This window comes from Bacillus sp. M5A3_1b, assembly GCF_053345335.1.
The window spans coordinates 118,786-142,347 of record NZ_JBKEZY010000007.1 but is presented as its reverse complement, the minus strand read 5'-3'; the positions used below and the strand labels follow the sequence as shown (position 1 = coordinate 142,347).

The following is a 23,562-nucleotide window of genomic DNA, read 5'->3' as shown; positions in this document are numbered from 1 at the left end:
GGTTTATTGAATTTTAAGTATTGTGATTTATGGAAGGAAACAAAAACTTATGGTTAAAGAACCTGTGATGTATGACTATATTGGCTGTTTTTATCCAGAAGGAGGAAAGCTGATATGCAAGCATTTAAAGTTGGGAAATTAGTCACATTCGTTGCAATTATAATACTTCTTGTGGTTGCTATTTTATCTCCTTACAACTTATTTAAAAAGATTTATTTTATTATTGGTGTTCTTATTATTGGCGCAATTTCACTTGGTGCAAATAAATTCTTTGAATTGATACACAGTAAATTTAATAAGAACTGATATTACTTATGTGATAGGGAAATTCCCCTCTAAATCATTAAGGATTTAGAGGGGAATTTCTACAATATGATTTTACCGGATTACGTGGAACTAAATTAGTCCATCACCATATTGGTGGTGGTCAAGCTGTTGTTGTTCCGCTGCCACTACATCCTGGTTTTGGAGGGATTCATAACGCAGAAAAAGCGATTGGAGCATGGGAGAAAAGATGCAGTATATGTAGAAATGCTTCAGAAATGTATTGAACATCATACATTAGGCGGTAAATAAAAAATGAAAAATGAAATGGAAAATTGTTTTGATAAAATAATTAGAGAGTGGCAAGATTGTAATAATTCATTGCCAAAATCTTTATGGATAGAAGAAGCAGAGACTTTTATCTATGAAGGAGAACCAGATATAAAGGGGTACGTATGCTGGAAACCTTTAGAGAAAAATATAATTCATGATTTTTCTAATATAGAAAAAGATTTGGGGATACAATTACATAATTCAATTAAAGAATATTATAATTCTTATTGGTTTTTAGACTTAGGAGGTAATTATTTAGGTTATGATTTTGAATTAAATCCTGTTATACCAGGAATTGAACTGCATGATTTCTATGTATCTTTACAAGGATACCAAAGCGCACATGATAATCTACTGAATAATATTCCTATCGGTATGGAATTTAATGGTCTCTTGGTAGTTGTAGATAATGAAAATGGACAAGTAAAGTTAGAAGATTACGAAATCGGAAGCTTCGAAGTGATCTGTGATAGTTTAGCAGAATTAATTTTAAATCTTTCATAATCAGGAACCTGGTCGAATACAACTTGTAGATTATCAGATACATCACGATACTGGTCATACAGGTGGATATAAAATTGAGAGAAAAGATAGTGATAAATAGGGAGGTTTATAATTATGAACAACATTACATGGATTAATGTAAGTGAGAAAAAAGTTACAGATGAACAAATTGAACAATTAGAACAGTACTTTGGTATTAAATTTCCTAATGATTTTATTGAGTGTGTAAAGAAATATGATTGTGGCTATCCTACTCCAGATACATTCAATATTCCTAATCAGGATGAAGATTCACTTAATAATCTTTTAACCTTAGACTCTGAGAGAAAAATTTCTATGCTGCAAACATATAATGGTATAAAAGATAGATTGGTAGATAAAGTATATCCTTTTGCTAGAGACCCGTTTGGTAACCTTCTATGCTTTGATTACCGAAATAATCCTCAGTCACCAACAGTCGTATTTTGGGACCATGAGGAAGAAGAAATGGAAGAATCAATCTATCCTGTTTGTTCATCTTTTGCAGAATTACTTGATAGCTTATATGAGTTTGAAGACGAGGACGAATAATTATGAGTAACAAAAGTAAGACTTATGTGAATTACGCATAAGTCTTTTTAATATTATCCCCAAGTTAAGAAGAAGTTTTTATTGTTTTTATAGTAATTAAAATGTACTGTATGAAATGTAAGGGACCATTAGTATGACTTTCTTTATGAAACAATTAAGCTTTTGGCGCAGGCGATCTTCCGTGGTCGTAAGCAGGTGCACCAGTATTACCATCAGCTATACCCCAAGGCTCCCCGTGTGTGTAAGATGAAGACCACCCTTCTCCATGTGTATATTCTGGAGAAGTACCAATATGCCCATCACTAAATACTAAATCAGGTCTTTGTGGTGCAGGTGTGTCACCTTTGTTTAATGCCGAAAATTCTAAGTTGTTACTTATACCAAAAGTCATAATTCCAGCTAACGTTAAACCTGCTATTGTTAATCTAAACTTTTTCATTACTTTAACGCCCCTTTAGCTAATAGTTTTTTCTTTGCTTCATTACTCATATAAAAATATTTACTAGCCTTCACATGATGTTCCTCTGCATAAAATTTATTCGCTAATCGTTCTGCATATTCTTCAATGCAATCCCATAACTCTTCTTTTTTAAAGTATGAAACTCCTGCTAATAAAACAGTTTCTAATTCTGTAGTGTTAGACGTGTTGTTCAATTTTTCTAAGATTTTAAAGCGATATTGATATTCTTTATTTGCTAATTCATTGCAAATGTTTAAGCCTTTTTCGATGAGTTGAGATGCTACTGCCGTTTCGCCTAATTTTAAATTTTCATCTGCTTGTAAATATAGGGCTTTAAAGTGATTTGGTATATTTTCTGTAACCTCTGATAAGTGACGAATTGCTAAAGAGGATAGATTTTGATTTGCATATAATAGTCCGATGTTATTTCTAACACGTAGTAACAATGTTCTTTCATTTTTACTTTTTAGAATATCTATGGCAGTGTTAAAACTTTCTTCGGCTTGTTCAAATTGCCTTAAATCTATACAAGCTAATCCAAAAACATTGTCACATAATGCTACATTAATTTTATAGCCTGTGTGTTTAGAGAAAATATCTTTAGCTATTCGTATGTAATCAATAGCTAAAAGCGGTTTATAGATTTGATAATAAAATGAAGCTAAACGGTAATTAAATTCAGCTCCTTCTACTTCATTCATTGCGTACATTAAAAGTTTTTTCGCCTTCTCAAAATATTCTTTTGCTTCATTATAGTCTGCAAGAATTGTGCTGTGAATAGCTTTGAAGAAGTGATAATAATAGGATAAAAAACTACTATCAGGTATATCAAAGGAGTTAATTTCATTAAAGCTATCTTTTGTAATGTTAAGTCCATCGGTTAGTACTTTATATCTAAAATCTAACAATGAATAGTATAATAATAAATTTTTATCTTCTTTTATACTGGAAAGCTTATCTTCAACTTTTTGTTTTAAGTTTGTTGCTTGTACATTTTGATGTTGTAGTATAGCTTGATACCAGTCATTAAATAATTTTGAAATCTGTTCATTCTCCTTCACTGGAACACGCATATAATCCCTTCCTTTTCTGAATAGTCTTACATTAAATGATAGCAAGAATAGAATATAATGGAAATTAAATTTTGGTATTTCTCAACATTTGTTTAACAATTTTATTTTAAAAGAAGAAATTCATTAATGCTTTGTGTTTAGTAAATTCAAACATTCGGCACAGTGGGGGATGAAGAACCCCCCCCACTGATTAAAGTTTCACTTTATCCAATGTATTAAAGAATGTGAGGTACTCAAAAATGAAAGTAACTACTTAGCCCATAGTTAAAAATGCAAGACAATATAGAGGTAATTGCTAAGAAGCACTACCCCTAAGTTCCAGATGAAATTAAATGATTGAATATTTACATTTAAATAACCGACTATTTATGCTTTAATATTTATATGTACATAATTGGGATAATTAGGAATTTATATTTAATATCTTTTAAGAAAGGGGAATGTTTTTTATATGGAAACTCCAGAAAATCAATTTAAACGTGCACTTAATCCTTGGTTCTCCATTTGGACAAAACCACGTGATACAATGAAAGAAATTTTTATATCCAAACCTAAGAATGTGTTTTTACTCATTTTATTAGGCTCATTCGTACAGACTTTAGATTGAGCATCTTCTAAAAATATGGCGGATTCAATAAGTAGTCCAGTTTCAATAATCTCAATGGTTATATTCGGTACCTTCGTTGCTTTCTTAATTTATTATTTTTTGCTACCAGCGTTATTTAATTGGGTGGCAAAAAAACTTGGTGGACAAGGTACCTTTGAAAAAACACGTTACTCAGTTGCCTATTCTTATATCCCTTACGTTTATTCTCTTATATTAGTTTGGGTGCCTTCATTTTTCTTGTTTGGGATAGAAAACTTTACGAGTGAGACACCGGAAATGGATAATAGCATAACTTTAACGATTTTGTTTCTTATTTTTGCCATAATTGATATAGTTATTGGAATTTGGACAATCATTATTTCCTTAAAATGTTTAGGAGAAGCACACCAATTTTCAGCATGGAAAGCATTATTAACAATAATAATATCCTTTATGATTATCATTCTTCCTTTAGTAATAATAGTATTTCTTATAGTAGGGGTTACAATCTTTTAATAATTTATTTGCTTTTTATTTATCCAAACGTTTTCTACTTGCTGTTAGTAATTGTTACAGGGTGAACAACCACATGATTCGGATGTTCCACTTGGCGAAGCGTATGACCTTTATGATCAAATTGATCGCCCGTTACGGCCTGTTTTTCTTATTATCAGTGTTAACAGGAATTTGTGAAGGCTAACTTGAAAATCAAAATATTAAACCATTAAAATCTTAGGGTAGCTGAGTAGATTGTCCTTGTTTGTCCCTTATTTTCCAATTGGAGGCTAATTATTACCAATTGGTTCTGTAGCTCTTATAGAAGAAATTAATCAACCTCTTATGATTTATGGAAGAAAGCAACAACAAGCTGATAATAAATTATGCGATTATGTTTCTTGTCCATATCCTCATGGTAATTTATCAAAAGAATATAATGTGTTTTTTAATCATAATCAAATAATTCATTTATTATTTAAGGGTTTCGAAACAGAGGATGAATTAGAATTAAGAAGTAAATTATCTGAGTTTTAGTGGAAATGGAGAAAATATAATATGGTTTTAGGAATTTCATATTCTGATATTTTTCGCATCATAATTATTGTTTTGGTTTTTTTCATTTTTTGGAGATTGAATACTTGGTATAATAAAAAATATAATGTTCCTAAGGTTTTTCAATGGTTTCCTAGAAGATGGGGAAAAAGAAAAGTTTCAGAGCATTTGTCTCAACTAGATAAAAAGTTAGAAGCTGAAGGTAAAGGTATCTGGGTTACAATCTATGCTATAGATTTGTACATTGTAACTATTCCTTGTACCGTAAAAAAATATAAATCTTAATACATATATGTTTATAAAAAAGACCTTTTATTTTAAAATAAAAGGTCTTTTTATGATGATTGAAATAGTAATTTTAAGTGAATTAAATTTGAAATGTATCAAGAATATTATCTTTTTCTTCTTTATTAATTCCAATATATTTGAGGGGGATGTGTGGTGTGCTATGGTTAAGAATTTCTTGTAACATAGCAACATCTTTTGTTTGTTTATAGAACCAATAGCCGAAGGTTTTTCGCATGGTGTGAGTACCAATGGATTCTACATTGGCAAAATCTCCGGCTTTTTGCAATTGTCGATAAGCCTGAATCTTACTAATGGGTTGGACATCAATAATATGTGGTTTTTTATTCATAGATTTTCGACCTCTTTGTTTATAGGATTTTGAATGTATACTTTTGTTATATGAATTGAGGATATTAAGGGAATTGTTGAGAAGGCAATGTTTCAGGAATAACAAAAAAAGAGTCCTATATTAAGAGGACTTTTTTCTATTTCCCTTATTTTTTTCCGCAACTGTTTGCTAAGTGAACATGCTCATTAAAAATGTTGTTGTTAATTTGTTTTTCATATTTTTTTAATGTTTCATTTATTTTACTACCAGTTTTACTTTCGAAACTTTTCTCTAGTTCTGCTGCTATATCTCTTAGACTTGTTTGTAATTCATGAAATACCCCTATGTTTTTTTGAAGAGCATATGTATCTTCTTTTATAATGTCTATTGATTTAAACCCTACTTCTGTTTTTAACATCATACGCTGCATTTCTCTTTCAATCTGTTTTTTAGCAGCTTGTAACTCCTCAACAACCTGATCCGCTAAATCTCCTGTAACACTTTCGATTTGCTTTTCTATCTTTTTAATTTCCCCCATAAAATCCATCATATAATTATCTCCTTATCTAAACTGAAAATTCCCTGCTAATTGATTGTCTTTATCTCTTAGTGAATTTGCTGCATCACTAATTTCGTCCCCAAATCTACTTAAACTTTTTTGTTCTTTTCTTAAAAGATGAATTAATTCTTCTGCTATGTGTACATCGTGAAAATAGTCATTTCCACCTTCTTTCGTTTTGGCAATTCGTGAGATGGCTTCATCTATTTCGTATGCTTCTAATAGATGATATTTCCCACCTGGCCCTGTTTCATATTTTAATTGACTTTTCAACTTTTGAACCGCTTCAGCTTCTCTTCTTTGAAACTCTTCTATATTTTTTGCGATATCTGATAATCGATTGCTGAGTGTTTGAATTTTTTTTGCTTGTTTTATAATATCTTCAGGTTCTAATTTTAATATGGGGCTTCCATTTGAATGAAAGGATCCCTTAAATGTATCTCTGCCGTGTCCGTCCATAGTTAAACGTGTAAAAAGTCCTTGTTTTGTATCGTTCTGTCTCACTGTGTATTGCTTACCAATTAGAGGTGCACCGAATTGAGTGTGGTTACCAATCGGGTCATTTTCATGTGTATAATCAGTTGCTTTATTGTCCATTTTCCCTTCATCTACTCGTCTTTTTGCTTCAGGACTTAGTATACGATAGGGATTCGGTGCAGCATATGTAGTTGCATAACAATCTAATTCTGTAGCGATAAGGTCTGCTTCTGCACCACCTTTACTATGTCCAGTGGTATGAAGAGAAGAAGGGTTATATTTTGCTACGATGTCATTTTTTGCCCATTTTAATCCAGTATCAAATGATGTTGCAGAATCCGGTTTTATTGTTTGACTATTACTTGGAGTAATTACTTTAGAATGTGCTTTAATTCCAAACGTAATTTGATCGATATCTGTTTCGAAATCTGCTAATTGGTTAGGCTCTGTCCCACGAAATGCTAGGATTATCTCATCATAATGTGTTGCATTTTCATCATATTTGTCTGCTGGTACTACCGCGATAGCTTCTAATCCATTTTTTACTTTTTGAGAATCTGCATCTATTGATTCTATGACCCTCCAGGTTTGACCATTAACCCCTTCTATTGAGGCTCCTTTGTGTAAAAATTCATCGTTATAAACATCACTTGATAGTTTGAAAAAATCTTCATCTGTTGCAATGGTATTCTTTTTAAATTCACTCATATGTTTCAACTCATTTCATGGTATATTTTAACTATATTGAAATATAAGGGGATTTCCTATGAAGAAGAAGTTGGTAATTTTCATATCCATTATTTGTATTATAGCAGGAGGGTATTTTACAATGGAATACTTAAAACAAAAAGAAAAAGAAGAAAAGTTTTGGAAAACACAAGAAACAAGAGTAGAAAAATATATTCATTACAATATTAAAGATGTGAAATCTATTACGTTTACAAAACAAGAGTTGAATCCGATGGGAATCCCTACTATAAAAGGATATATAAATGGTGATCAAGAATTGTGGTTTGTAGCAAGTATTAGTACCACAGAGAATTTTGAAGATCATTTTGGATGTTCTGGAGAACTATATGATAACTACATGAAAAAACCAGCAAAATCGGTATCTAAAATTGAAAAAGAAGAGAAAGCAAAAAACCAAGAGTAGTTCTTGCAACTACTCTTGGTTTCTGTACCCTATTTTAGAAAGAGCATATGTTAACTAGCTTTGAATATAAGGGGATTTCCAATGAAGAAAGTAATGATCTTGGTTGTATCTGCTGTGGTGATCATAGCAGGAGGATATTTTACAATGGAATACTTAAAACAAAAAGAAATAGAAGAAAAGTTTTGGAAGGCACAAGAGGCACGAGTAGAAAAGTATATTCATTACAATATTCAAGATGTAAAATCGATTACATTTAAAGAACACAGTGTAAGTCCAATGGGTGTTCCCAGATTAAAAGGTTATATAAACAATAATGAAGAATTGTATTTTATAGCTTATATTAGTACTACAGAAAATTTCGAAGATGATTTCACACGTTCTGGAGAACTTGGAAAACTAATAAAAAACCCTAAAAAATCAGTATCTGAAATTGAAAAAGAAGAGAAGGAAAAGAAACAAGAGTAGTCTTTGTGATTACTCTTTTATTTTTATTATAGAAAAATAAAAGAGTTGAAAATATGAATGTAAACTAATAATAAAAAGTTTGCTTTCAAATTAGAAAAGGTTAGTCCCTCACTCCACCCCAGCTAAAAACCTCACACCCAAAAACAAAGGGGAACTCAATTGTTCAAACTCATATAAAGTTTCAATTTTGTCTAAGCATCCATTAGGATATACAATTGATCATCTATTTTTCTTTACATAATCTCCAGATACAGTCCATATCAACTATAGATTCTTGTCTTATGCTAAATGTAATCAAAAAAGCAAGTAGATAAAGATAATGACTAAAACATTAACTCTAGATACTTTTTTGATGAATATTACAAATAAACAGGAGGTAATGAAAAATGATTAAAACATTATTAGCAGGAGCACTTTTAAGTACAGGATTGGTAGCGGGAGGTGCAGTAGGTGCAGATGATGCGAAAATGGACAATTTAAAGTCAAATGAAAATAGTTCAAATCAAGTAATTACACAAAGTGCAGATGGAACAATGTCTTTCTCACAAAACTTTGATTTACCTAAAGATGCAGTGCCAGCAACTCCTAAAGGAGACGCAAAAACTGTTGAAAGAACAGAAGGTACAGGTTCTCAAGAAGGAAAAATGATACCAACAAAAGAAGGTACAGATTCTCAGCCTGGATTTGAAATGGGAGCCCCTGAAAAACCAGAACATGCAAAAACTGTTGAAAGAACAGAAGGTACAGGTTCTCAAGAAGGAAAAATGGTACCAGCAAAAGAAGGTACAGATTCTCAATCTGGATTTGAAATGGGAGCCCCTGAAAAACCAGAACATGCAAAAACTGTTGAAAGAACAGAGGGTACAGACTCTCAAGAAGGAAAAATGGTACCAACAAAAGAGGGAAATTAAATAATATATAGTTATAACGAAGAGCATCCAAAAGGGGTGCTCTTTTTATATTGTAGGGATTAACTAGTTTTACTCAATATAGAACTGTAGGAGGAATTGGGGCTAGAATATAGGTTACTATCTCTTCAAATCATGGTGTTGGAAGCACTAGTTTTGGTGGTAACGTTACAACATAAACATTTTATTAGAGATTTTCTAAATTTACATACACTCTAGATGGACTACATATTAACTTCAGATACTTGTTTTATGATACAAGTAATCAAACAAAAGGAGGGCAATACAAAATGATTACAACAGTATTAACAGGGCACTCTTTTAAGTACAGGAGATTATTAACAGGTGGAGAAAATGTTGAAGATGTACAGACAGATAAATATATTCCATATGAACAAAATGAATGGCAGCAAACTCTAGAAAAGTATGATTCGAAGAAATTTGAGTTATAAAAAGAAAATAGATAAATATAGTGAAAATAGATAAATTGACAAGAGAAAAGCACTTTGTGTATATCACAGGTGCTTTTTATTTTTATTTTCATTTTGATATAGGGCTTGAATTAAATTTTTAGACTAAAATATATACGGCAAAAAGGGGGGAGTTCATTGCACAAAGTTATTTATGGAATATTAATTTTAATTTATACTTTGTATTCATTTTTTGTAAGTGATGGAAGTGAAGTAAGGTTTATTATGGTGTTAACTATAGTACTTATCTTTTCTGTAGTTTTAGAAAAAGGAAATGCAAACAAAACGACTGATTAAAGGTCTTTTTGTTTGCATTTTTTAGTTGGCTATTACAGTCCAGATGTTTTAGGAATAGCACCAAATTGCCATCAAGCTTAAAGAATCATTTATCCCCAAACAATAAAAATGAGCTTTTTATTACAAGTTAGCACCAAATTTCGTTTTTGGGACACTATTAAATTTTTAGTTGATGAAAACACCCGCCTAAAATAGAAAACTTTTAACCTATTATCATTTATTCCGTAGCTTTTAAGGTATTTAACACGACCTTGGTTGCGTCTGCAATAAGTTTATCATCGTATTTAGCATCTTCTTTATCATGATTAGAAAGTATAGCAAGAACAATCGGCTTTTTATTTGGTGGCCAAATAATTGCGATATCATTTCTTGTTCCGTAAGATCCCGCGCCTGTTTTATCAGCTACTTCCCATCCTTTTGGTACGCCCGCACGAATCAATTTATCTCCAGTTGTATTTCTCTTCATCCAATCTACTAATAGTTCACGTTTTTCTATTGGAAGTGCAGTTCCTAATGTAAATGATTGAAGTGTCTTAGCTATCGCTTCTGGTGTGCTGGTATCATGTGTTTCTCCTGGATGCACTTCATTTAATTCAGGTTCAAATCGTTCTGAAGTAGTAACAGTATCTCCCATTTCTCTCAAGATTTTTTCAAATTCAGAGGGCCCCCCTAACTGTTTAAGAATCAAATTATGTGCTGTGCTGTCACTATATCGAACAGAAGCATCTGCAAGTTCTTTTAACGTCAGTCCTGTATCAACATGCTTTTCAGTAATTGGATTATAATTAGAAAGATCTTCATGAGTATACGTAATCCTTTGATCAAGAGCTTCTAATGAGTTCTTGCGTAAAAGAGCGCCCACAGCTAATGATTTAGATGTAGATGCAAATGCAAAACGATCATCTGAATGATAAGCAACAGTTTGATTTGTACCTGTGTCCAGTGCATAAATACCAAGCTTAGCATCATATTCTTTTTCAAGTTTAGCGAAAGATTGATTACCTGTATTTTCTTGCTTAATTTGAGTAGCTTGATTCGTTTGTTTAGGTGGTTCAGATTGAGTGTTACTATTGGAACAACCTATAAGTGATACACATGAAAGTAATACTACAGGCACAATCTTTTTGTAATGTAAAATGTTAAAGAACTTGTTTAAAACGAACATAAATTTTCAACCTCTTTCAAAAATATATGGATTTTGTCTAGTATTCTAAATACCAATGCAATTAAAGATGGCATAGGGTAACAATACTACTGCAGCTAAAATTTCACAGGTTAAAGGACATCCAAAACGTTTATATGATTGATAAGTCACGGTTTGGGCTGTTTCTTTTTTGTTTCCACTTGTAATGGTTCACCTGTGAAAGTATTACAATACATATTTTTTACTTTTGGGAATAATAAGTCCTTTCTTTTTTTTTGTAATACATAAAAATAGATGTCAAACGGGATATGTTGTATCCAATCTGGACAACTACTATTAGAAATACACTTATTAGACACTCTAAGTAATAAATTTGTTCCACTTTAAGATGAGGAAGAATTTGGGGTTTGTAAAATAACAATGGAACTACGTGTTTTTTCGTCATACAAAAACCTCTACATATAAGTAGAGGTTTTTAAATTGTATATTAATGAATTATGCTTTTTTAGATAAAGCAAATCGAGTTCAGGTAAACGAAGAACATAGAATACGTAATTTTAACTAGATTTATTATTAGCTAGTTTATCTCCACCACTAAGCTCCGCCTCAATCTGCGAAGTCTTCGATGACTCATCCATACGCCAATACGTAATAAAGCTTATCGCGATACATCCAGCTACATAAAAGTAGAATAGTGACTCCATTCCGATGCTCTTTAGCCATAAAGCGATGAATTCGGCTGTTCCGCCAAATATCGCAACAGTTAGTGCATACGGTAAACCTACGCCGAGTGCGCGAATTTCGGTTGGGAAGAGTTCTGCTTTTACAATTGCGTTAATGGAAGTGTAACCAGTAACGATAATAAGTCCGACCATCATGAGTAAAAATGCTACGATTGGTTCTGTTGTTTTTTCCATAAAGAAGAAGATTGGTGCTGTTAGTAAAGTTCCGAGAATACCGAAAGCCATTAATAGTGGGCGGCGTCCAATTTTATCGGATAATAGCCCTGCAATTGGTTGAAGTACAACGAATATAAGTAGTGCGGCAAAGTTAATCCAGCTTACAACTTCTTTCGGGAGACCGACTGTGTTTACCATGAACTTTTGTAAATATGTTGTGTACGTATAGAATGCAACAGTGCCCCCTAGTGTTAGGCCGACTACTGTTAATACTGCTTTCGGGTGTTTCATAAGAGCGCGAACGGTTCCTGCGCTTTCGCGGTTTTTCGATTCCATATTTGAGAACTGCTCTGATTCATCCATTGTACGTCGAAGCCATAATACAGCTACTGCTCCCATCGCACCAATAATGAATGGAATACGCCATCCCCAAGCTTTCATATCTGGTTCGCTTAGTAATTGCTGAAGAACAATTTGAACGCCTAACGCAACCATTTGCCCAGCAACGAGCGTTACATATTGAAAACTTGAATAAAAACCACGGCGTCCACTACTAGCCATTTCAGATAAATATGTTGCGGAAGTTCCGTACTCTCCGCCGAGTGATAATCCTTGCAGTAAGCGGGCGAGAACTAAAATAATTGGCGCCATAATACCGATACTTTCGTAACTAGGTGTACAGGCGATAATTAAAGAACCACCGGCCATAACCGTAATGGAAAGGGTTAATGCTGCCCGGCGTCCGTGCCGATCTGCATAGCGTCCCATTAATAAACTTCCGATAGGGCGCATTAAAAATCCGACTGCGAAAATAGCTGCTGTGTTCAGTAACTGACTCGTTGGATCTCCTTTAGGAAAGAACTCTGCTGAGAAGTAAACAGCGAAAGCAGAGTAAACGTACCAGTCGTACCATTCAATTAAATTGCCGACGGAACCTTTAAAGATATTGCCGGCGACTCGGTTTGATTTTGCTTGAGCCATAATAATTCCTCCTCTTGCTTATAAATAAAATGATAATTATGAAAGCGTGTTCAATGTAGTTGAATTGTACTGTTTATAGAATAAAATCTCAATATTATGACAATTTTATTCTTTTTGTACTTTATGTACATGGAGAGTTTTAATAGTTGCTTCATTATTAGTTTTGTCATAATAATAGAAAAAGGAGATTGATATTTTTGAATATTTTATCAAAGGATATGAAGCATGAAGAAATCAAGTAAAGTATCATTGCAAACGAAAATAGTAAGCTTAATTATTACGTTAATTTTATTTGTCGTTCTCCTGTTAGCAGGAATATTTGTTTATATTCAGTCCGTTGATACGAAGCGTCAAGTAGAGCAGCTAGCACTGCAAACGGCGAAGTCACTTTCTTTTATGCCAGCTATAAAAGATGCTTTTCAATACAACGAGCATAAAAGTACGATTCAATCCATTGCGGAACAAGTTCGCGAGCAAGCTGGTGCAGATTATGTAATTGTGGAAGATCGCTACGGGGTTATGTATTCCCATTCTAATTCTGAGTTGATTGGAACAAAAAGTAACAATCCATATAACTATGAAGCACTCACTTTTGGAGGATACTATACGCTCGAAGGAAATGGTGCAAGTGGCCCAGCTTTAATGGCGAAGGCGCCTATTATTGTTCATAACGGAGACTACGATCAAGTAGTAGGCGTTGTGACAGTAGAGTTTTTAATAAAAGGTATTGAATCTAACATACTGAGTAGAACGAAAGAAATTATACTCTTTTCTTTAGCGGTGTTACTAGTTGGAATTGTTGGCGGCATTCTTTTAGCGCGTAGTATTCGTAAAGATACACTCGGTTTAGAACCGAATGAAATTGCAGCGTTATACCGGGAACGAAGTGCGATACTACTATCTATAAAAGAAGGGATTATCGCTATTGATCAAAATGGTTTTATTACGATGATGAACACGTCGGCAGAAGAGATGCTACATGTGAATGATGATTATATGCAGCAGCACATTTCAAAAGTTTTACCGGAATTTAATATGGAGAGAGTGCTAGAAAACGATCAAGAAATCGTATTTCAAGATAAAGTGTTTATTTTAAATAGGACGCCGATACTTGAAAATAACAGTACGGTAGGAGTTGTATGTAGCTTTAGAGATAAAACAGAACTGCAAAACCTTGTTAATACGATATCTGAGGTAAGAAAGTATTCCGAGGACTTACGCGCTCAAACACATGAATTTACAAATAAACTTTTCGTCTTATCAGGATTACTTCAGTTAGGACATTACAAAGAAGCGATTGAATTTATCCAGCAAGAATCTAATATTCATCAAAGCCAAAACCATATTTTATTCCATCAAATTCATGATGCGAAAGTACAAGCTATTTTATTAGGGAAAATCGGAACAGCGTCTGAAAAGAAAATCGATTTTCATATTGAAGGAGATAGTGCGCTTCATCCGTTACCAGATCATATAAAAGTTTCGCATCTTATTACGATTCTTGGAAACATAATCGACAATGGGTTTGATGCGGTGAGTGAGCAAGAGGAAAAGAATGTTTCCTTCTTTGTTACGGATATTGGGCACGACATTGTGTTTGAAGTAATAGATAGTGGAGCAGGAATACCAGCTGAAAAAATCACGACCATTTTTCAAAAAGGATTTTCAACGAAAGGGAATGATCGTGGGTACGGACTAGCAAATGTAAAAGAAATGGTAGATCTACTAGGGGGAACAATTGAAATTCAAAACGAGAAAAATGGGGGAGCTATTTTTACAATTTACCTTCCGAAAACATTGAGAGAAAGTACATGACAAACAGGGGGATGGTCATATGTTGAAGGTTGCAATTGCAGAAGATGATTTCCGCGTCGCACAAATTCAGAAAGAGTTTTTATCAAAAATAAAGGACGTAAAAGTGATTGGAAAAGCATTGAACGCAAAAGAAACGATGGAACTACTACAAAGGGAAGAAATCGATTTGCTTCTATTAGATAACTATTTACCAGACGGAATCGGAACAGACTTACTACCGAAAATTCATGCTGACTTTCCAAACGTTGACGTCATTATGGTTACTGCGGCGAATGAAAACCATATGTTAGAAAAAGCAATTCGAAACGGCGTAAGCAACTACCTTATAAAACCGGTCACGCTAGAAAAATTCGTTCGCACAATTGAAGACTATAAAAGAAAGAAGCAACTCTTACATAGTAACAATGAAGTAAATCAAGCACTCATCGATAACTTCTTCGGCATTTCGCAAACACAAGACATAAAAAACTTACCGACTGGTGTGGATCCGTTAACGCTGCAAAAAGTGAAAGGGATTATAAAAGGATTCGAAGCGGGCATTACAATAGAAGAAATGGGAGAACAAATGGGGGCCTCCAGAACAACCGCAAGAAGATATTTAGAATACTTAGTAGCGATAAACGAATGCACAGTAGAGTACACATACGGCATTATCGGACGACCAGAACGAAAATATCGCATAGGACGAGGACTATGAAAAAGCGATTATTACTATGTATATGGATCATGACAGGAGTAATAGCTGGTTGTTCTTCGGAAAAATCCCATACGAATACAGTGAACATCGACAAAGTAGAAATCGTTGCACCAAACGTTCAAGGAGCAGGATGGGACTTAACGGCACGAGCGATGCAAAAAACGCTAACAGAAGAAAAAATCTTCACAAAACCAATCACAGTCACAAACAAAGTCGGTGGCAGCGGTGACGTCGGATGGAAATATACGAAACAAAAAGGCGGTCACGTACTGGCGATTAACTCAAGCTTACTCATAACGAACAACCTACTAGGCCACAGTAAACTAACATATAAAGACTTCACGCCGCTCGCGACACTCGCATCGGACTGGGAAGTCGTTGTCGTATCAAAAGACTCGAATATAGAAAATGCAAAACAACTAATGGAACAACTAAAACAAAACAAGAAAAACTTCAAAATCGGCGTTGCCCCCGGCCTAGGGAACGACGATCACCTATCATTCGTACAAGTAAGCAAAGCATTCGGCATAAACCCTGCCGAACTACAATTCTTCGTCTACGAAAACAAAGAAAAAATCATAAACGCCCTAACGAACAAACAAATAGGCGCCGCAACCATGACCCTATCCGAAGCCGAAAAACAATACAAATCCGGCAAAATAAAAATACTAGCCGTATCCGCACCAAAACGACTAGACCGACTACCAGAAATCCCAACATGGAAAGAACAAGGAATCAACGTCATCTTCCAGCACTGGAAAGGAATTATGGGCCCGAAAGATATGACGGAGGAAGAGGTTGCTTATTGGGATGGTGTTATTAAGAAGATGGTTGAGAGTGAGAGTTGGAAGGGGATTTTGAGGGAGCGGGGTTGGGAGGATTTTTATAAGGGGAGTGGGGAGAGTATGATATTTCTTGAGCAGAGTAGTCAGGAGTATGGGGAGTTAGTGGGGAATGATAAGGATTATTAAATTTTACAACGTATTGAATACAGTATTTGGAATAAAAACTAAGGATTTGATTGTTAAAGGTCGGATACTTATTGAACTGAAAAATATTGAAGTTGACGATGCATTATAGGTGAGTGTTATCTAAATACTAGAGTATGAAAATTAAAACAAGGAATGCTAGCATTCCTTGTTTATTTTGTGCTTTATTAAACGGAAAAATCTGCATAGAATGTTCCATCCTGGAGAAGAGAAAGGTGAATATCATCTCTACCATATTGTAAGAGATTATTTCTTGCAACTAGAGCATTAGGTGGAAGACCTAACCTTTTTCTAATATAAACCCCTAAGACGTTTTTGTTTGGAAAAGAGCATAAGTTTTTGGGGTATTGTCTACCGTTAAGGGGCTGTGATCCTTCAAGAGCAGCATCCATTAGTACACCATCATCCCAAATTAATTCGATAGAATCATTTTGTCTATTCGACCTACCAAGACCTAAACTTCTAATAGGGTGCGCTTGTTTAGGGGGAAATAGTCGTGGATACGCTCGAATATGGCTTGTACGGATAGGAATATACCCGTCACCCGGATTGTTGTGACCGTTAGGGCTATGTCCCCAGTTTAATCCACTACTGAGTGGAACCTCTCCTGTAGCTGGATTATATAAAATCATACTACAAATATTTCTAGTATCTGTGAGAGAATGAGGGATGGGATCCTTAGGTATAAATGTAGCAGAAGTACACTCCACAGTATTTGATAGAATCTGATTTAAATACGTATTTAAATCAGAAAAGGTATCAATAGTGGTTTCTGCTAAGTTTTCCCTAAATGGAATGTTTAAAACATTTGTACTAAAGTTTGCTGAACCTATTAAAGCATATACAATATTACCATTATTTCTCCATATATAGCATTTTGAATGAATAGGTATATTTGAATATAGAATATTGATATGCGGTGGATTATGTATGTTGATTAATGTATCATGTAACCGGTTTGATATTGATTCACTACCAAACATTCCATAAATTACAGTTGAATTTATGGGGAGTGTTCTCAAGCGTTGAACTGGATTTGGTCCAACATATCCTGAAATAATTATAAGTTCATCACAGGTAAAGTACTGGTGGGAAGTGAAGATTTTTGTTTCAAGATTATCGGTAAAAAGCATATCAGTCCCTCTTTTATTTATAAGATTTAATTTTATTTTAATTGATTTAGCGGAATGATTTCAATATAAAAAGTTTTAATTTAGGGAATAATCAAACAAATGATTATTAAGATTTTAGATCTAATAATATATGAATTATGGTTAGTGTAGTTGTAATTAATAATTAAATCTTAAATTTTACCTAAATCTATTGAACATTTCTTTCAGTTAAGTTTTTTATTTAATAAAATCCAATTGTAGGGACTAAAATTAGAAAAATTTTCTTCCGAAATTACTAGATGGTTAATTTCGGAAGAAAGCTTTTCTAAAATTATGTAACCTTAAAGAGTATTAAAATACTCTTTAAGGTTACTATTTTCTTTACTTATATAAACGTTTGTTCTATTATAAACATATGTATATGTTTATGTTGAGTGTTAATTTATTTCAAAGGGGAACTGAACAAAATGGATTGTTTGAAGTTGGCCATTCAAGAAGTTGAAAATTTAAATTCTGGTGAGATATTTTTGATTAAGGATTTATTTAAAGGTTATGAATGGAATCGTTTAGCTATTGGCGATAGACGCTCGCTAGGTTCTTTATTTTTGCATGAAGTAAAATATGGTGAACTAAATGAAAAAATAGAAATTGGGATTAAAAGTAGTGCAAATCAGCAACAATATAAGAAAAAATAGTATGTTAATCGATAATTATTTATGTAAAATGGATTGTTATTTGGAGTTGAGAATATTGAATAATAAAAAACCTACAGTTATTGATATGTTTTGTGGTTGCGGTGGTTTATCAAGGGGATTTATGGATGCAGGTTATGATGTTTTACTAGGCATTGATAATAATGAGCCTGCTTTAAAGAGTTTTAAGGAAAATCATAATGGGGCTATTGCTATGAATGGAGATCTATTTCAAGGATCTACTATATTAGAAATGGCGCATCTTACAGATAATAAAAGTATCGACTTAATAATTGGTGGTCCTCCTTGTCAAGGTTTCTCATTGACTGGAAAACGTAATGAAAATGATGAGCGTAATACGCTGTTTGAGGCTATGGTAAATGCTGTTGCATTTTTTCAGCCTAAAGCTTTTGTATTAGAAAATGTGCCTGGCTTAGCCACTTTATATAAAGGAAAAGCAAAGGAAGCTATTATGAAGGAATTTGAAAATTTAGGATATACAATAACTTCCAAAGTTTTATATGCTCCTGATTATGGAATTCCGCAAATAAGAAAACGTTTATTTTTTGTTGGATTGTCAAATGGTATGGAATTTGAATTTCCAGAACCGGTTCTTACCCCAGAAAATTATGTAACATGTGAAGATGCCATTGGTGATTTACATGATTTCGAACAGGATTTAGGCACAGATATTAGTGAATATTTAAATATTCCTAAAACAGTGTATCAAAAAAAAATGAGAAAGTATGCCAAAAACTTATATAACCATGTAGGGACAAGGCATACACCTGAAGTGATCAATGTCATCTCTCAAGTTCCAGAAGGAGGAAATCATAAAGATTTACCACCTGGTGTAGGAGAGAGTAGAAAGTTTAATGAAGCTTGGACTCGTTATCATAGCAAAAAGCCTTCCAAGACTATTGATACAGGGCATCGGAATCATTTTCACTATAAATATAATAGGGTACCGACAGTTAGAGAAAATGCTCGATTACAATCGTTTCCAGATGACTTTAGATTTTCAGGTAACAAAACAGAACAATATAAGCAAGTTGGTAATGCCGTGCCCCCATTATTAGGATATCACTTAGGCATACAACTAAAAAAATATTTGAATATAGATGGAGAATAGCGATGAGTCAGTATAATTTAATAGATATTTTTGCTGGTTGTGGAGGACTTTCTGAAGGATTTGAAAAAAAAGCTAATTTTAACATGGTAGCTGCTGTAGAATGGGAAAAGCCTCAAGTGCAAAATCTTATAAATAGATTAGTAACAAAATGGAAGATAGAAGATGCTGACAAAAGAGTACTGAGATTCGATATTCAACGAACTGAAGAGTTATTTAATGGTTGGATCAATGATCCGAATTATGGAACCCATGAAGGACTAGATAAATTGCTACAGGGAAAGTCATTAGATTTAATAATTGGTGGTCCTCCTTGTCAAGCATACTCAGTAGCGGGTAGAATACGTGATGAAAATGGTATGAGAGATGACTATAGAAATTATTTATTCGAGAGTTATTTAGAGATTGTAAGGAAATATCAACCGAAATTATTTGTCTTTGAGAATGTACCTGGAATATTAAGTGCTAAACCTGGAGGTACACCTGTTACAGAGCTTATGCAGAATGCCATTGAACAATCTGGATATGAAATAGTTGATGACTTGAAAAGTTATGCACAAATAGATTTATCGGAATATGGTGTCCCACAGAAAAGAAAACGTGTAATCATTATCGGTCTAAGAAAGGACTTGTATCCAGATGCGCAAAAACTTCTAAAATCATTCTATGTGGAACATCTTCCAAAATATAAAGAATCTACTCAAACGGTGAATGACACAATTAAAGATTTACCTAAATTATTACCTTTAGATAAAGAAATCAAAGTTAATGGTAAAAAAATTTCACATTCTTTAAATTATGAAATTCCAAATCATTTACCGAGATTTCATAGTAAACGGGACATTGGAATTTTTAAACTATTAGCTGAAGATATTGAAAGTGGTCAATATAAATATACGTCTAGTGAAGCGTTAAAACAGCTTTACACTCAAATTACAGGGAAAAATTCAAATGTTCATAAGTATCATGTATTACGATGGGATCAGCCTAGTAATACCATTCCAGCTCATCTTTATAAAGATGGTTTAAGACATATTCATCCTGATTCTACTCAGGCGCGTACAATTACTGTACGTGAAGCTGCTAGATTACAGACCTTTGATGATGACTATGAGTTTATATCTAGTGCAGGAGATAATTATAAAATGATTGGAAATGCGGTTCCGCCCAAATTCTCAGGGAAATTAGCTGAGGCTATAGAAGTACTATTATAAATAGTTTTTTAGAGAAGCTTGTACAGGCTTCTTTTTTTTATGTTAAAATATGCTAAATGATTATGAAAGGATGGAGCTTATACTTAGGGTGAAATCAATTACATACACAGGGGGTACAAACTATGACATATTACATGAAAAAATTAGGACAGCAAGAGTTAGGAAGTATTAAAAAACCTGGCGATAAGGCATCTAGAGGAAGGTACATATATATTTCTAAAGATGAGAAGGTTCTTTCTTTTTTTCCGCCATTGTCTAAAAGTGTGAAAAATGATTCATCTTTATTACCGATTATACCTTTATACACAGAACATAAAGAAAAAATCTATTGTAATTATATTTATCATAATGATAAATATAATGGAAGTACCTCTGCAAAACCTAGAGATGAATATAGAATCTATTCCAATAATGCTTTAGAAATGTGTCAGTATTTTTTTGAAGCAGGAGATATTATTGTAATGAAAAAAGATGAAATTATAGAAGAAGCAAGGCAAACTGTTTATTATTTAGAAAGAATAACACCCATTGAATCTGCACTTTATCAAAGGTGTGAAACTATTATTGATGAAAGTGATATTGGTGGTAAACATGCGATTTATGAAGGGATTTTGGATGAGATTGAAGCAAAGATTGATCAATTATCTATAACACCCTTACAAATAGTTGTAGATACTAGTGTTACTAAAAAAATGGAAACATCTGACACAAAAATTGAAGATTTATTTAATGCTACTAGTTTTAGAGATTTTACTATGGTGGCATACAAGGGGAAATGCGCAGTAACTGGAAGTGTTATTAGGTGTAATAATTTTCTTAATCTAGAAGCTGCACATATAAGACCTAAAAGTCATACTGGATCATACCTCCCTAATAATGGATTAGCTTTAAGTAGGGATATTCACTGGGCATTTGATAAGGGATTCTTCACATTAAATGATGATTATACGCTAAGAGTACATCCTGCAATTGAAAGTGATTTTTTACAAAAATACAATGGAAAGCAAATTTCTATTCCTGAAGAGGATTTTTTTAAGCCTGCAATTGAAAGTATTCGTTATCATAGAGATAATGTGTTTGGGCTCTTTCTAACATCAGGTAGATTATAAAGATCGGTTTCTATTCTTAATAGTTATATATATTGTTTTAGGTAAAGTAGGGCGGTTGTAATTTCACTCTACTTTACTGTATTTTTGTTTTTTATTAACTACGTGTATATTTAAATGATTTCTAGTGTAATTTAAAAGTTTTGTGATGTAGTATGATCTCAAAAGAATTTTGAATGAGGGATGGTTATTTAGGCAATGTTAAATAAGAGAGTTAAAAGTTTTAATTACATTTAATAGAGAGAATTATATTAATAAAAATGAATGTATAGATTCAAATTTGGCCTAAGAATAATCTTCTAAAACTAATGATAATAAATTTATATACAAAATATCTTTATTTGAGTGTGATACCATTAATGGAAGATCAAAATAATGAAAGCATCCCCATACTAGCCTACAACAAACTAATCCGAAACAAAATCCCACAAATAATAAAAATCAATGGAAAAACACCCACAACAAGAATTCTAAAGGAAAAAGAATACATAAAAGAACTATGCAAAGAAGTACAAGAAGAACTATCCGACCTACTAGAACTAATAAACGCCCTATCCGAACACGTTGGGTACAACACTAGAAGAAATATCAACAACATCGGTAAAAAGAAAGCAGAAGAAAGAGGCTCTTTGGTGCATGGAATGTCTGCCAACAACCACTATATTTTACTACTGTCAGAATTACTAAGAAATTCAGTAATAGCAAGCAAATATGACCTCGAATGGACTCGAACTAGCGATCTTCATCCTGTCAAGATAAGAAGCATATATTTTACATTTCGGTAATATCAAGCAGAAAGGTAGTTGTATCAAGGGTTTATAGGGTGTTTTGTATTTTTTTATGCAAATCCTGTAACGTAGAAAGATGAAATTTCTTGACCAGAATCTTGACCGCTGTTCAATCAGTTTCTTGTAGTAAGTAGTTGTAAGGTATTATGTATAAAGTGGCATATATTTCTCATCTCTATGTGGTAACATACTCATAGTTAGCTGCATTGGGAGGTATTAAAATTACCGGCAAATTGATAAGTTAAGGAGAGATGTTTTATGTCTGATAAGAAATAAGCAATATTTAAGGGGGAAGGTGAAGGGATTATTGAGGCAATCAAACTAGTCCCTGGAACAGGGATTTTAATAGAAGGTGTTAGGGCTTATCAAGAAATGATTGAAGAAAATTGGCTATAACTGCGACATTGTTAGTTTATGATATTGTGAACCGTATCATAAGTAAATGAGGTTTTGGTAATCCTTGCTATTAAACTATAGCAGGGATTATGTAATATATGGTAGAATATATAAGTACCTTTTTTTCTTTCGTGATATTAATCTAATATTATTAATTTTCAAAAATAAAGATTTACCGTTAAAAGGATTGGGGTGTAAACATTGGAGAATATTGGTGAATTTAATGATGTACTAATAAATGCTGATACAAAGGATACAAAAATTAACTTCATAAGAAAGTACTTTTTTCATGGTATACCTTTTGTGTTTAAAGACAGAGAGCAAGAATATTTTGAATTTAGAAATAGAGTTGCGAGCAATTTTGATATAAGTTTTCATGAGGTTTTTATAGTAGGTTCAGGAAAATTTGGTTTTAGTTATATTAAGGATACTCCGTTCACCTATGATTCTGATATAGATGTGGTTCTTGTTAATGAGGCTCTCTTTGACTATTATTATGAAAAAATTTGTGATTATCAGTATCAATTAGATTCTCAATATAAATTTATTTCTCTAGAAGAGAAGAAAGATTATGCAAATTTTCTACGTTACTTAGTTAAAGGTTGGATGAGGCCGGATCTACTTCCATTATCATTCCAAGTGGAGTTATTAAAGAATGATTGGTTTAAATTTTTTAAGTCTATATCTTATGGTAAATCTGAAGTTGGAGATTATAAGGTAGCAGGTGGATTGTATAAAAATTATGATTATTTAGAAAAATATTATTACATAAATATAGATAGTTATTATAATAAATTGAAGTTGGGGTGAAAAAG

General features: G+C 33.0%; 25 protein-coding genes and 6 pseudogenes. 23 read left to right on the top strand and 8 right to left on the bottom strand.

Translation table 11 applies throughout. The features are described 5' to 3' along the window. Positions 1–10 precede the first annotated feature (10 nt). The 6 genes and pseudogenes from ACLBWW_RS20370 to ACLBWW_RS20345 all read left to right on the top strand — a co-directional run. A pseudogene (locus ACLBWW_RS20370) lies at positions 11–103 on the top strand (DUF4176 domain-containing protein); the annotation flags it as partial. Positions 104–114: 11 nt separating this feature from the next. Then, positions 115–306, top strand: a complete 192-nt coding sequence (locus tag ACLBWW_RS20365; RefSeq protein ID WP_048545572.1) for a hypothetical protein — start codon at positions 115–117, stop codon at positions 304–306. Positions 307–410: 104 nt separating this feature from the next. Next, a pseudogene (locus ACLBWW_RS20360) lies at positions 411–551 on the top strand (hypothetical protein); the annotation flags it as partial. Between the two features lie 28 nt (positions 552–579). Continuing rightward, entirely contained in the window at positions 580–1,101 is a 522-nt protein-coding gene (locus ACLBWW_RS20355) for a SecY-interacting protein Syd (protein ID WP_048545570.1), read from the top strand. Beyond that, positions 1,097–1,201, top strand: a pseudogene (locus ACLBWW_RS20350) (HNH endonuclease); the annotation flags it as partial. The gene ACLBWW_RS20355 and the pseudogene ACLBWW_RS20350, both read left to right, overlap by 5 nt. A 14-nt stretch (positions 1,202–1,215) precedes the next feature. Continuing rightward, positions 1,216–1,671, top strand: a complete 456-nt coding sequence (locus tag ACLBWW_RS20345; RefSeq protein ID WP_048545568.1) for an SMI1/KNR4 family protein — start codon at positions 1,216–1,218, stop codon at positions 1,669–1,671. Between the two features lie 154 nt (positions 1,672–1,825). Here ACLBWW_RS20345 and ACLBWW_RS20340 read toward each other — a convergent pair whose 3' ends face one another. Further along, a complete protein-coding gene (locus tag ACLBWW_RS20340; RefSeq protein ID WP_048545566.1) occupies positions 1,826–2,110 on the bottom strand; it encodes a hypothetical protein in 285 nt (94 codons plus the stop codon). Continuing rightward, complete coding sequence (locus ACLBWW_RS20335) at positions 2,110–3,204, bottom strand: response regulator aspartate phosphatase (RefSeq protein ID WP_048545564.1); 1,095 nt, start codon at positions 3,202–3,204, stop codon at positions 2,110–2,112. The genes ACLBWW_RS20340 and ACLBWW_RS20335 overlap by 1 nt, the downstream gene beginning before the upstream one ends. Before the next feature lie 451 nt (positions 3,205–3,655). Between ACLBWW_RS20335 and ACLBWW_RS20330 the strand changes: the two are divergent. From ACLBWW_RS20330 to ACLBWW_RS20320, 3 genes and pseudogenes are all read left to right on the top strand, one after another. Next, positions 3,656–4,306 (top strand): annotated as a pseudogene (locus ACLBWW_RS20330) (Yip1 family protein). 324 nt (positions 4,307–4,630) lie between these two features. After that, entirely contained in the window at positions 4,631–4,822 is a 192-nt protein-coding gene (locus tag ACLBWW_RS20325) for a DUF4176 domain-containing protein (RefSeq protein WP_000639126.1), read from the top strand. A gap of 21 nt (positions 4,823–4,843) precedes the next feature. Further along, on the top strand, positions 4,844–5,125 hold the full coding sequence (locus tag ACLBWW_RS20320) for a hypothetical protein (RefSeq protein WP_000242739.1): 282 nt from the start codon (positions 4,844–4,846) through the stop codon (positions 5,123–5,125). A gap of 82 nt (positions 5,126–5,207) precedes the next feature. Here the strand turns inward: ACLBWW_RS20320 and ACLBWW_RS20315 are convergent. The 3 genes and pseudogenes from ACLBWW_RS20315 to ACLBWW_RS20305 all read right to left on the bottom strand — a co-directional run. Continuing rightward, positions 5,208–5,447: pseudogene (locus ACLBWW_RS20315) on the bottom strand (tyrosine-type recombinase/integrase); the annotation flags it as partial. A gap of 175 nt (positions 5,448–5,622) precedes the next feature. After that, a complete protein-coding gene (locus ACLBWW_RS20310) occupies positions 5,623–6,006 on the bottom strand; it encodes a hypothetical protein (RefSeq protein WP_000968640.1) in 384 nt (127 codons plus the stop codon). Positions 6,007–6,018: 12 nt separating this feature from the next. Further along, positions 6,019–7,200: a cytoplasmic protein gene (locus ACLBWW_RS20305; RefSeq protein WP_048545559.1), complete on the bottom strand. Its 1,182-nt coding sequence runs from the start codon at positions 7,198–7,200 to the stop codon at positions 6,019–6,021. A 58-nt stretch (positions 7,201–7,258) separates the two neighbouring features. On the opposite strand from ACLBWW_RS20305, the gene ACLBWW_RS20300 reads away from it, so the two are divergent. The 5 genes from ACLBWW_RS20300 to ACLBWW_RS20280 all read left to right on the top strand — a co-directional run bounded on the left by ACLBWW_RS20300 (position 7,259) and on the right by ACLBWW_RS20280 (position 9,785). Next, entirely contained in the window at positions 7,259–7,645 is a 387-nt protein-coding gene (locus ACLBWW_RS20300) for a DUF1433 domain-containing protein (RefSeq protein WP_048545557.1), read from the top strand. A gap of 81 nt (positions 7,646–7,726) precedes the next feature. Then, positions 7,727–8,110, top strand: coding sequence for a DUF1433 domain-containing protein (locus tag ACLBWW_RS20295; RefSeq protein WP_048545555.1), 384 nt, complete (start codon positions 7,727–7,729; stop codon positions 8,108–8,110). Positions 8,111–8,496: 386 nt separating this feature from the next. Continuing rightward, positions 8,497–9,021, top strand: coding sequence for a hypothetical protein (locus ACLBWW_RS20290; RefSeq protein WP_048545554.1), 525 nt, complete (start codon positions 8,497–8,499; stop codon positions 9,019–9,021). A gap of 287 nt (positions 9,022–9,308) precedes the next feature. Then, entirely contained in the window at positions 9,309–9,470 is a 162-nt protein-coding gene (locus ACLBWW_RS20285) for a hypothetical protein (protein WP_162937125.1), read from the top strand. Between the two features lie 156 nt (positions 9,471–9,626). Continuing rightward, positions 9,627–9,785, top strand: coding sequence for a hypothetical protein (locus tag ACLBWW_RS20280; RefSeq protein ID WP_002087303.1), 159 nt, complete (start codon positions 9,627–9,629; stop codon positions 9,783–9,785). Positions 9,786–10,002: 217 nt separating this feature from the next. Here the strand turns inward: ACLBWW_RS20280 and blaIII are convergent, their stop codons facing one another. After that, positions 10,003–10,950, bottom strand: coding sequence for a class A beta-lactamase BlaIII (blaIII, locus tag ACLBWW_RS20275; protein WP_048545552.1), 948 nt, complete (start codon positions 10,948–10,950; stop codon positions 10,003–10,005). A gap of 536 nt (positions 10,951–11,486) precedes the next feature. Beyond that, positions 11,487–12,809 (bottom strand): MFS transporter, encoded by a 1,323-nt coding sequence (locus tag ACLBWW_RS20270; protein ID WP_000035846.1) that lies wholly within the window; start codon positions 12,807–12,809, stop codon positions 11,487–11,489. A 225-nt stretch (positions 12,810–13,034) separates the two neighbouring features. Between ACLBWW_RS20270 and ACLBWW_RS20265 the strand changes: the two genes are divergently transcribed. From ACLBWW_RS20265 to ACLBWW_RS20255, 3 genes are read left to right on the top strand one after another with little or no spacing between them, the layout of a single operon-like run. Further along, positions 13,035–14,624, top strand: a complete 1,590-nt coding sequence (locus ACLBWW_RS20265; protein WP_048545550.1) for an ATP-binding protein — start codon at positions 13,035–13,037, stop codon at positions 14,622–14,624. 19 nt (positions 14,625–14,643) lie between these two features. Then, the gene (locus ACLBWW_RS20260) at positions 14,644–15,321 is read left to right on the top strand and encodes a response regulator (RefSeq protein WP_048545545.1); all 678 of its coding nucleotides are present in this window, start codon (positions 14,644–14,646) and stop codon (positions 15,319–15,321) included. Next, the gene (locus ACLBWW_RS20255; protein WP_447614206.1) at positions 15,318–16,292 is read left to right on the top strand and encodes a tripartite tricarboxylate transporter substrate binding protein; all 975 of its coding nucleotides are present in this window, start codon (positions 15,318–15,320) and stop codon (positions 16,290–16,292) included. The genes ACLBWW_RS20260 and ACLBWW_RS20255 overlap by 4 nt, the downstream gene beginning before the upstream one ends. A 185-nt stretch (positions 16,293–16,477) precedes the next feature. On the opposite strand, the gene ACLBWW_RS20250 is transcribed toward ACLBWW_RS20255, so the two are convergent. Further along, entirely contained in the window at positions 16,478–17,443 is a 966-nt protein-coding gene (locus ACLBWW_RS20250; protein WP_447614205.1) for a restriction endonuclease PLD domain-containing protein, read from the bottom strand. A gap of 446 nt (positions 17,444–17,889) precedes the next feature. Here ACLBWW_RS20250 and ACLBWW_RS20245 point away from each other — a divergent pair, with 446 nt between their 5' ends. From ACLBWW_RS20245 to ACLBWW_RS20220, 6 genes and pseudogenes are all read left to right on the top strand, one after another. Continuing rightward, positions 17,890–18,117 (top strand): single-stranded DNA-binding protein, encoded by a 228-nt coding sequence (locus ACLBWW_RS20245; protein ID WP_002125643.1) that lies wholly within the window; start codon positions 17,890–17,892, stop codon positions 18,115–18,117. Positions 18,118–18,172: 55 nt separating this feature from the next. Then, positions 18,173–19,246 carry a DNA cytosine methyltransferase gene (locus tag ACLBWW_RS20240; RefSeq protein ID WP_447614204.1) on the top strand — a complete coding sequence of 358 codons (1,074 nt, stop codon included), beginning with the start codon at positions 18,173–18,175 and terminating at the stop codon, positions 19,244–19,246. A 2-nt stretch (positions 19,247–19,248) separates the two neighbouring features. Continuing rightward, positions 19,249–20,457, top strand: a complete 1,209-nt coding sequence (locus ACLBWW_RS20235) for a DNA cytosine methyltransferase (RefSeq protein WP_098877628.1) — start codon at positions 19,249–19,251, stop codon at positions 20,455–20,457. Positions 20,458–20,579: 122 nt separating this feature from the next. After that, complete coding sequence (locus ACLBWW_RS20230; protein WP_447614203.1) at positions 20,580–21,566, top strand: HNH endonuclease; 987 nt, start codon at positions 20,580–20,582, stop codon at positions 21,564–21,566. Between the two features lie 386 nt (positions 21,567–21,952). Further along, positions 21,953–22,189 (top strand): annotated as a pseudogene (locus tag ACLBWW_RS20225) (nucleoside triphosphate pyrophosphohydrolase); the annotation flags it as partial. 759 nt (positions 22,190–22,948) lie between these two features. Beyond that, positions 22,949–23,557 carry a hypothetical protein gene (locus ACLBWW_RS20220; RefSeq protein ID WP_447614202.1) on the top strand — a complete coding sequence of 203 codons (609 nt, stop codon included), beginning with the start codon at positions 22,949–22,951 and terminating at the stop codon, positions 23,555–23,557. Positions 23,558–23,562 lie beyond the last annotated feature (5 nt).

Excerpts from the sequence above, each read along its gene's own strand:
- ACLBWW_RS20325 (WP_000639126.1), top strand. The coding sequence starts at position 4,631 with ATGATTTATGGAAGAAAGCAACAACAAGCTGATAATAAATTATGCGAT.
- ACLBWW_RS20250 (WP_447614205.1), bottom strand. The coding sequence starts at position 17,443 with ATGCTTTTTACCGATAATCTTGAAACAAAAATCTTCACTTCCCACCAG.
- ACLBWW_RS20355 (WP_048545570.1), top strand. The coding sequence starts at position 580 with ATGAAAAATGAAATGGAAAATTGTTTTGATAAAATAATTAGAGAGTGG.
- ACLBWW_RS20305 (WP_048545559.1), bottom strand. The coding sequence starts at position 7,200 with ATGAGTGAATTTAAAAAGAATACCATTGCAACAGATGAAGATTTTTTC.
- ACLBWW_RS20265 (WP_048545550.1), top strand. The coding sequence starts at position 13,035 with ATGAAGAAATCAAGTAAAGTATCATTGCAAACGAAAATAGTAAGCTTA.
- ACLBWW_RS20295 (WP_048545555.1), top strand. The coding sequence starts at position 7,727 with ATGAAGAAAGTAATGATCTTGGTTGTATCTGCTGTGGTGATCATAGCA.
- ACLBWW_RS20345 (WP_048545568.1), top strand. The coding sequence starts at position 1,216 with ATGAACAACATTACATGGATTAATGTAAGTGAGAAAAAAGTTACAGAT.
- ACLBWW_RS20320 (WP_000242739.1), top strand. The coding sequence starts at position 4,844 with ATGGTTTTAGGAATTTCATATTCTGATATTTTTCGCATCATAATTATT.
- blaIII (WP_048545552.1), bottom strand. The coding sequence starts at position 10,950 with ATGTTCGTTTTAAACAAGTTCTTTAACATTTTACATTACAAAAAGATT.
- ACLBWW_RS20285 (WP_162937125.1), top strand. The coding sequence starts at position 9,309 with ATGATTACAACAGTATTAACAGGGCACTCTTTTAAGTACAGGAGATTA.
- ACLBWW_RS20230 (WP_447614203.1), top strand. The coding sequence starts at position 20,580 with ATGACATATTACATGAAAAAATTAGGACAGCAAGAGTTAGGAAGTATT.
- ACLBWW_RS20300 (WP_048545557.1), top strand. The coding sequence starts at position 7,259 with ATGAAGAAGAAGTTGGTAATTTTCATATCCATTATTTGTATTATAGCA.
- ACLBWW_RS20255 (WP_447614206.1), top strand. The coding sequence starts at position 15,318 with ATGAAAAAGCGATTATTACTATGTATATGGATCATGACAGGAGTAATA.
- ACLBWW_RS20365 (WP_048545572.1), top strand. The coding sequence starts at position 115 with ATGCAAGCATTTAAAGTTGGGAAATTAGTCACATTCGTTGCAATTATA.
- ACLBWW_RS20290 (WP_048545554.1), top strand. The coding sequence starts at position 8,497 with ATGATTAAAACATTATTAGCAGGAGCACTTTTAAGTACAGGATTGGTA.
- ACLBWW_RS20310 (WP_000968640.1), bottom strand. The coding sequence starts at position 6,006 with ATGATGGATTTTATGGGGGAAATTAAAAAGATAGAAAAGCAAATCGAA.
- ACLBWW_RS20340 (WP_048545566.1), bottom strand. The coding sequence starts at position 2,110 with ATGAAAAAGTTTAGATTAACAATAGCAGGTTTAACGTTAGCTGGAATT.
- ACLBWW_RS20245 (WP_002125643.1), top strand. The coding sequence starts at position 17,890 with ATGGATTGTTTGAAGTTGGCCATTCAAGAAGTTGAAAATTTAAATTCT.
- ACLBWW_RS20270 (WP_000035846.1), bottom strand. The coding sequence starts at position 12,809 with ATGGCTCAAGCAAAATCAAACCGAGTCGCCGGCAATATCTTTAAAGGT.
- ACLBWW_RS20260 (WP_048545545.1), top strand. The coding sequence starts at position 14,644 with ATGTTGAAGGTTGCAATTGCAGAAGATGATTTCCGCGTCGCACAAATT.
- ACLBWW_RS20335 (WP_048545564.1), bottom strand. The coding sequence starts at position 3,204 with ATGCGTGTTCCAGTGAAGGAGAATGAACAGATTTCAAAATTATTTAAT.
- ACLBWW_RS20235 (WP_098877628.1), top strand. The coding sequence starts at position 19,249 with ATGAGTCAGTATAATTTAATAGATATTTTTGCTGGTTGTGGAGGACTT.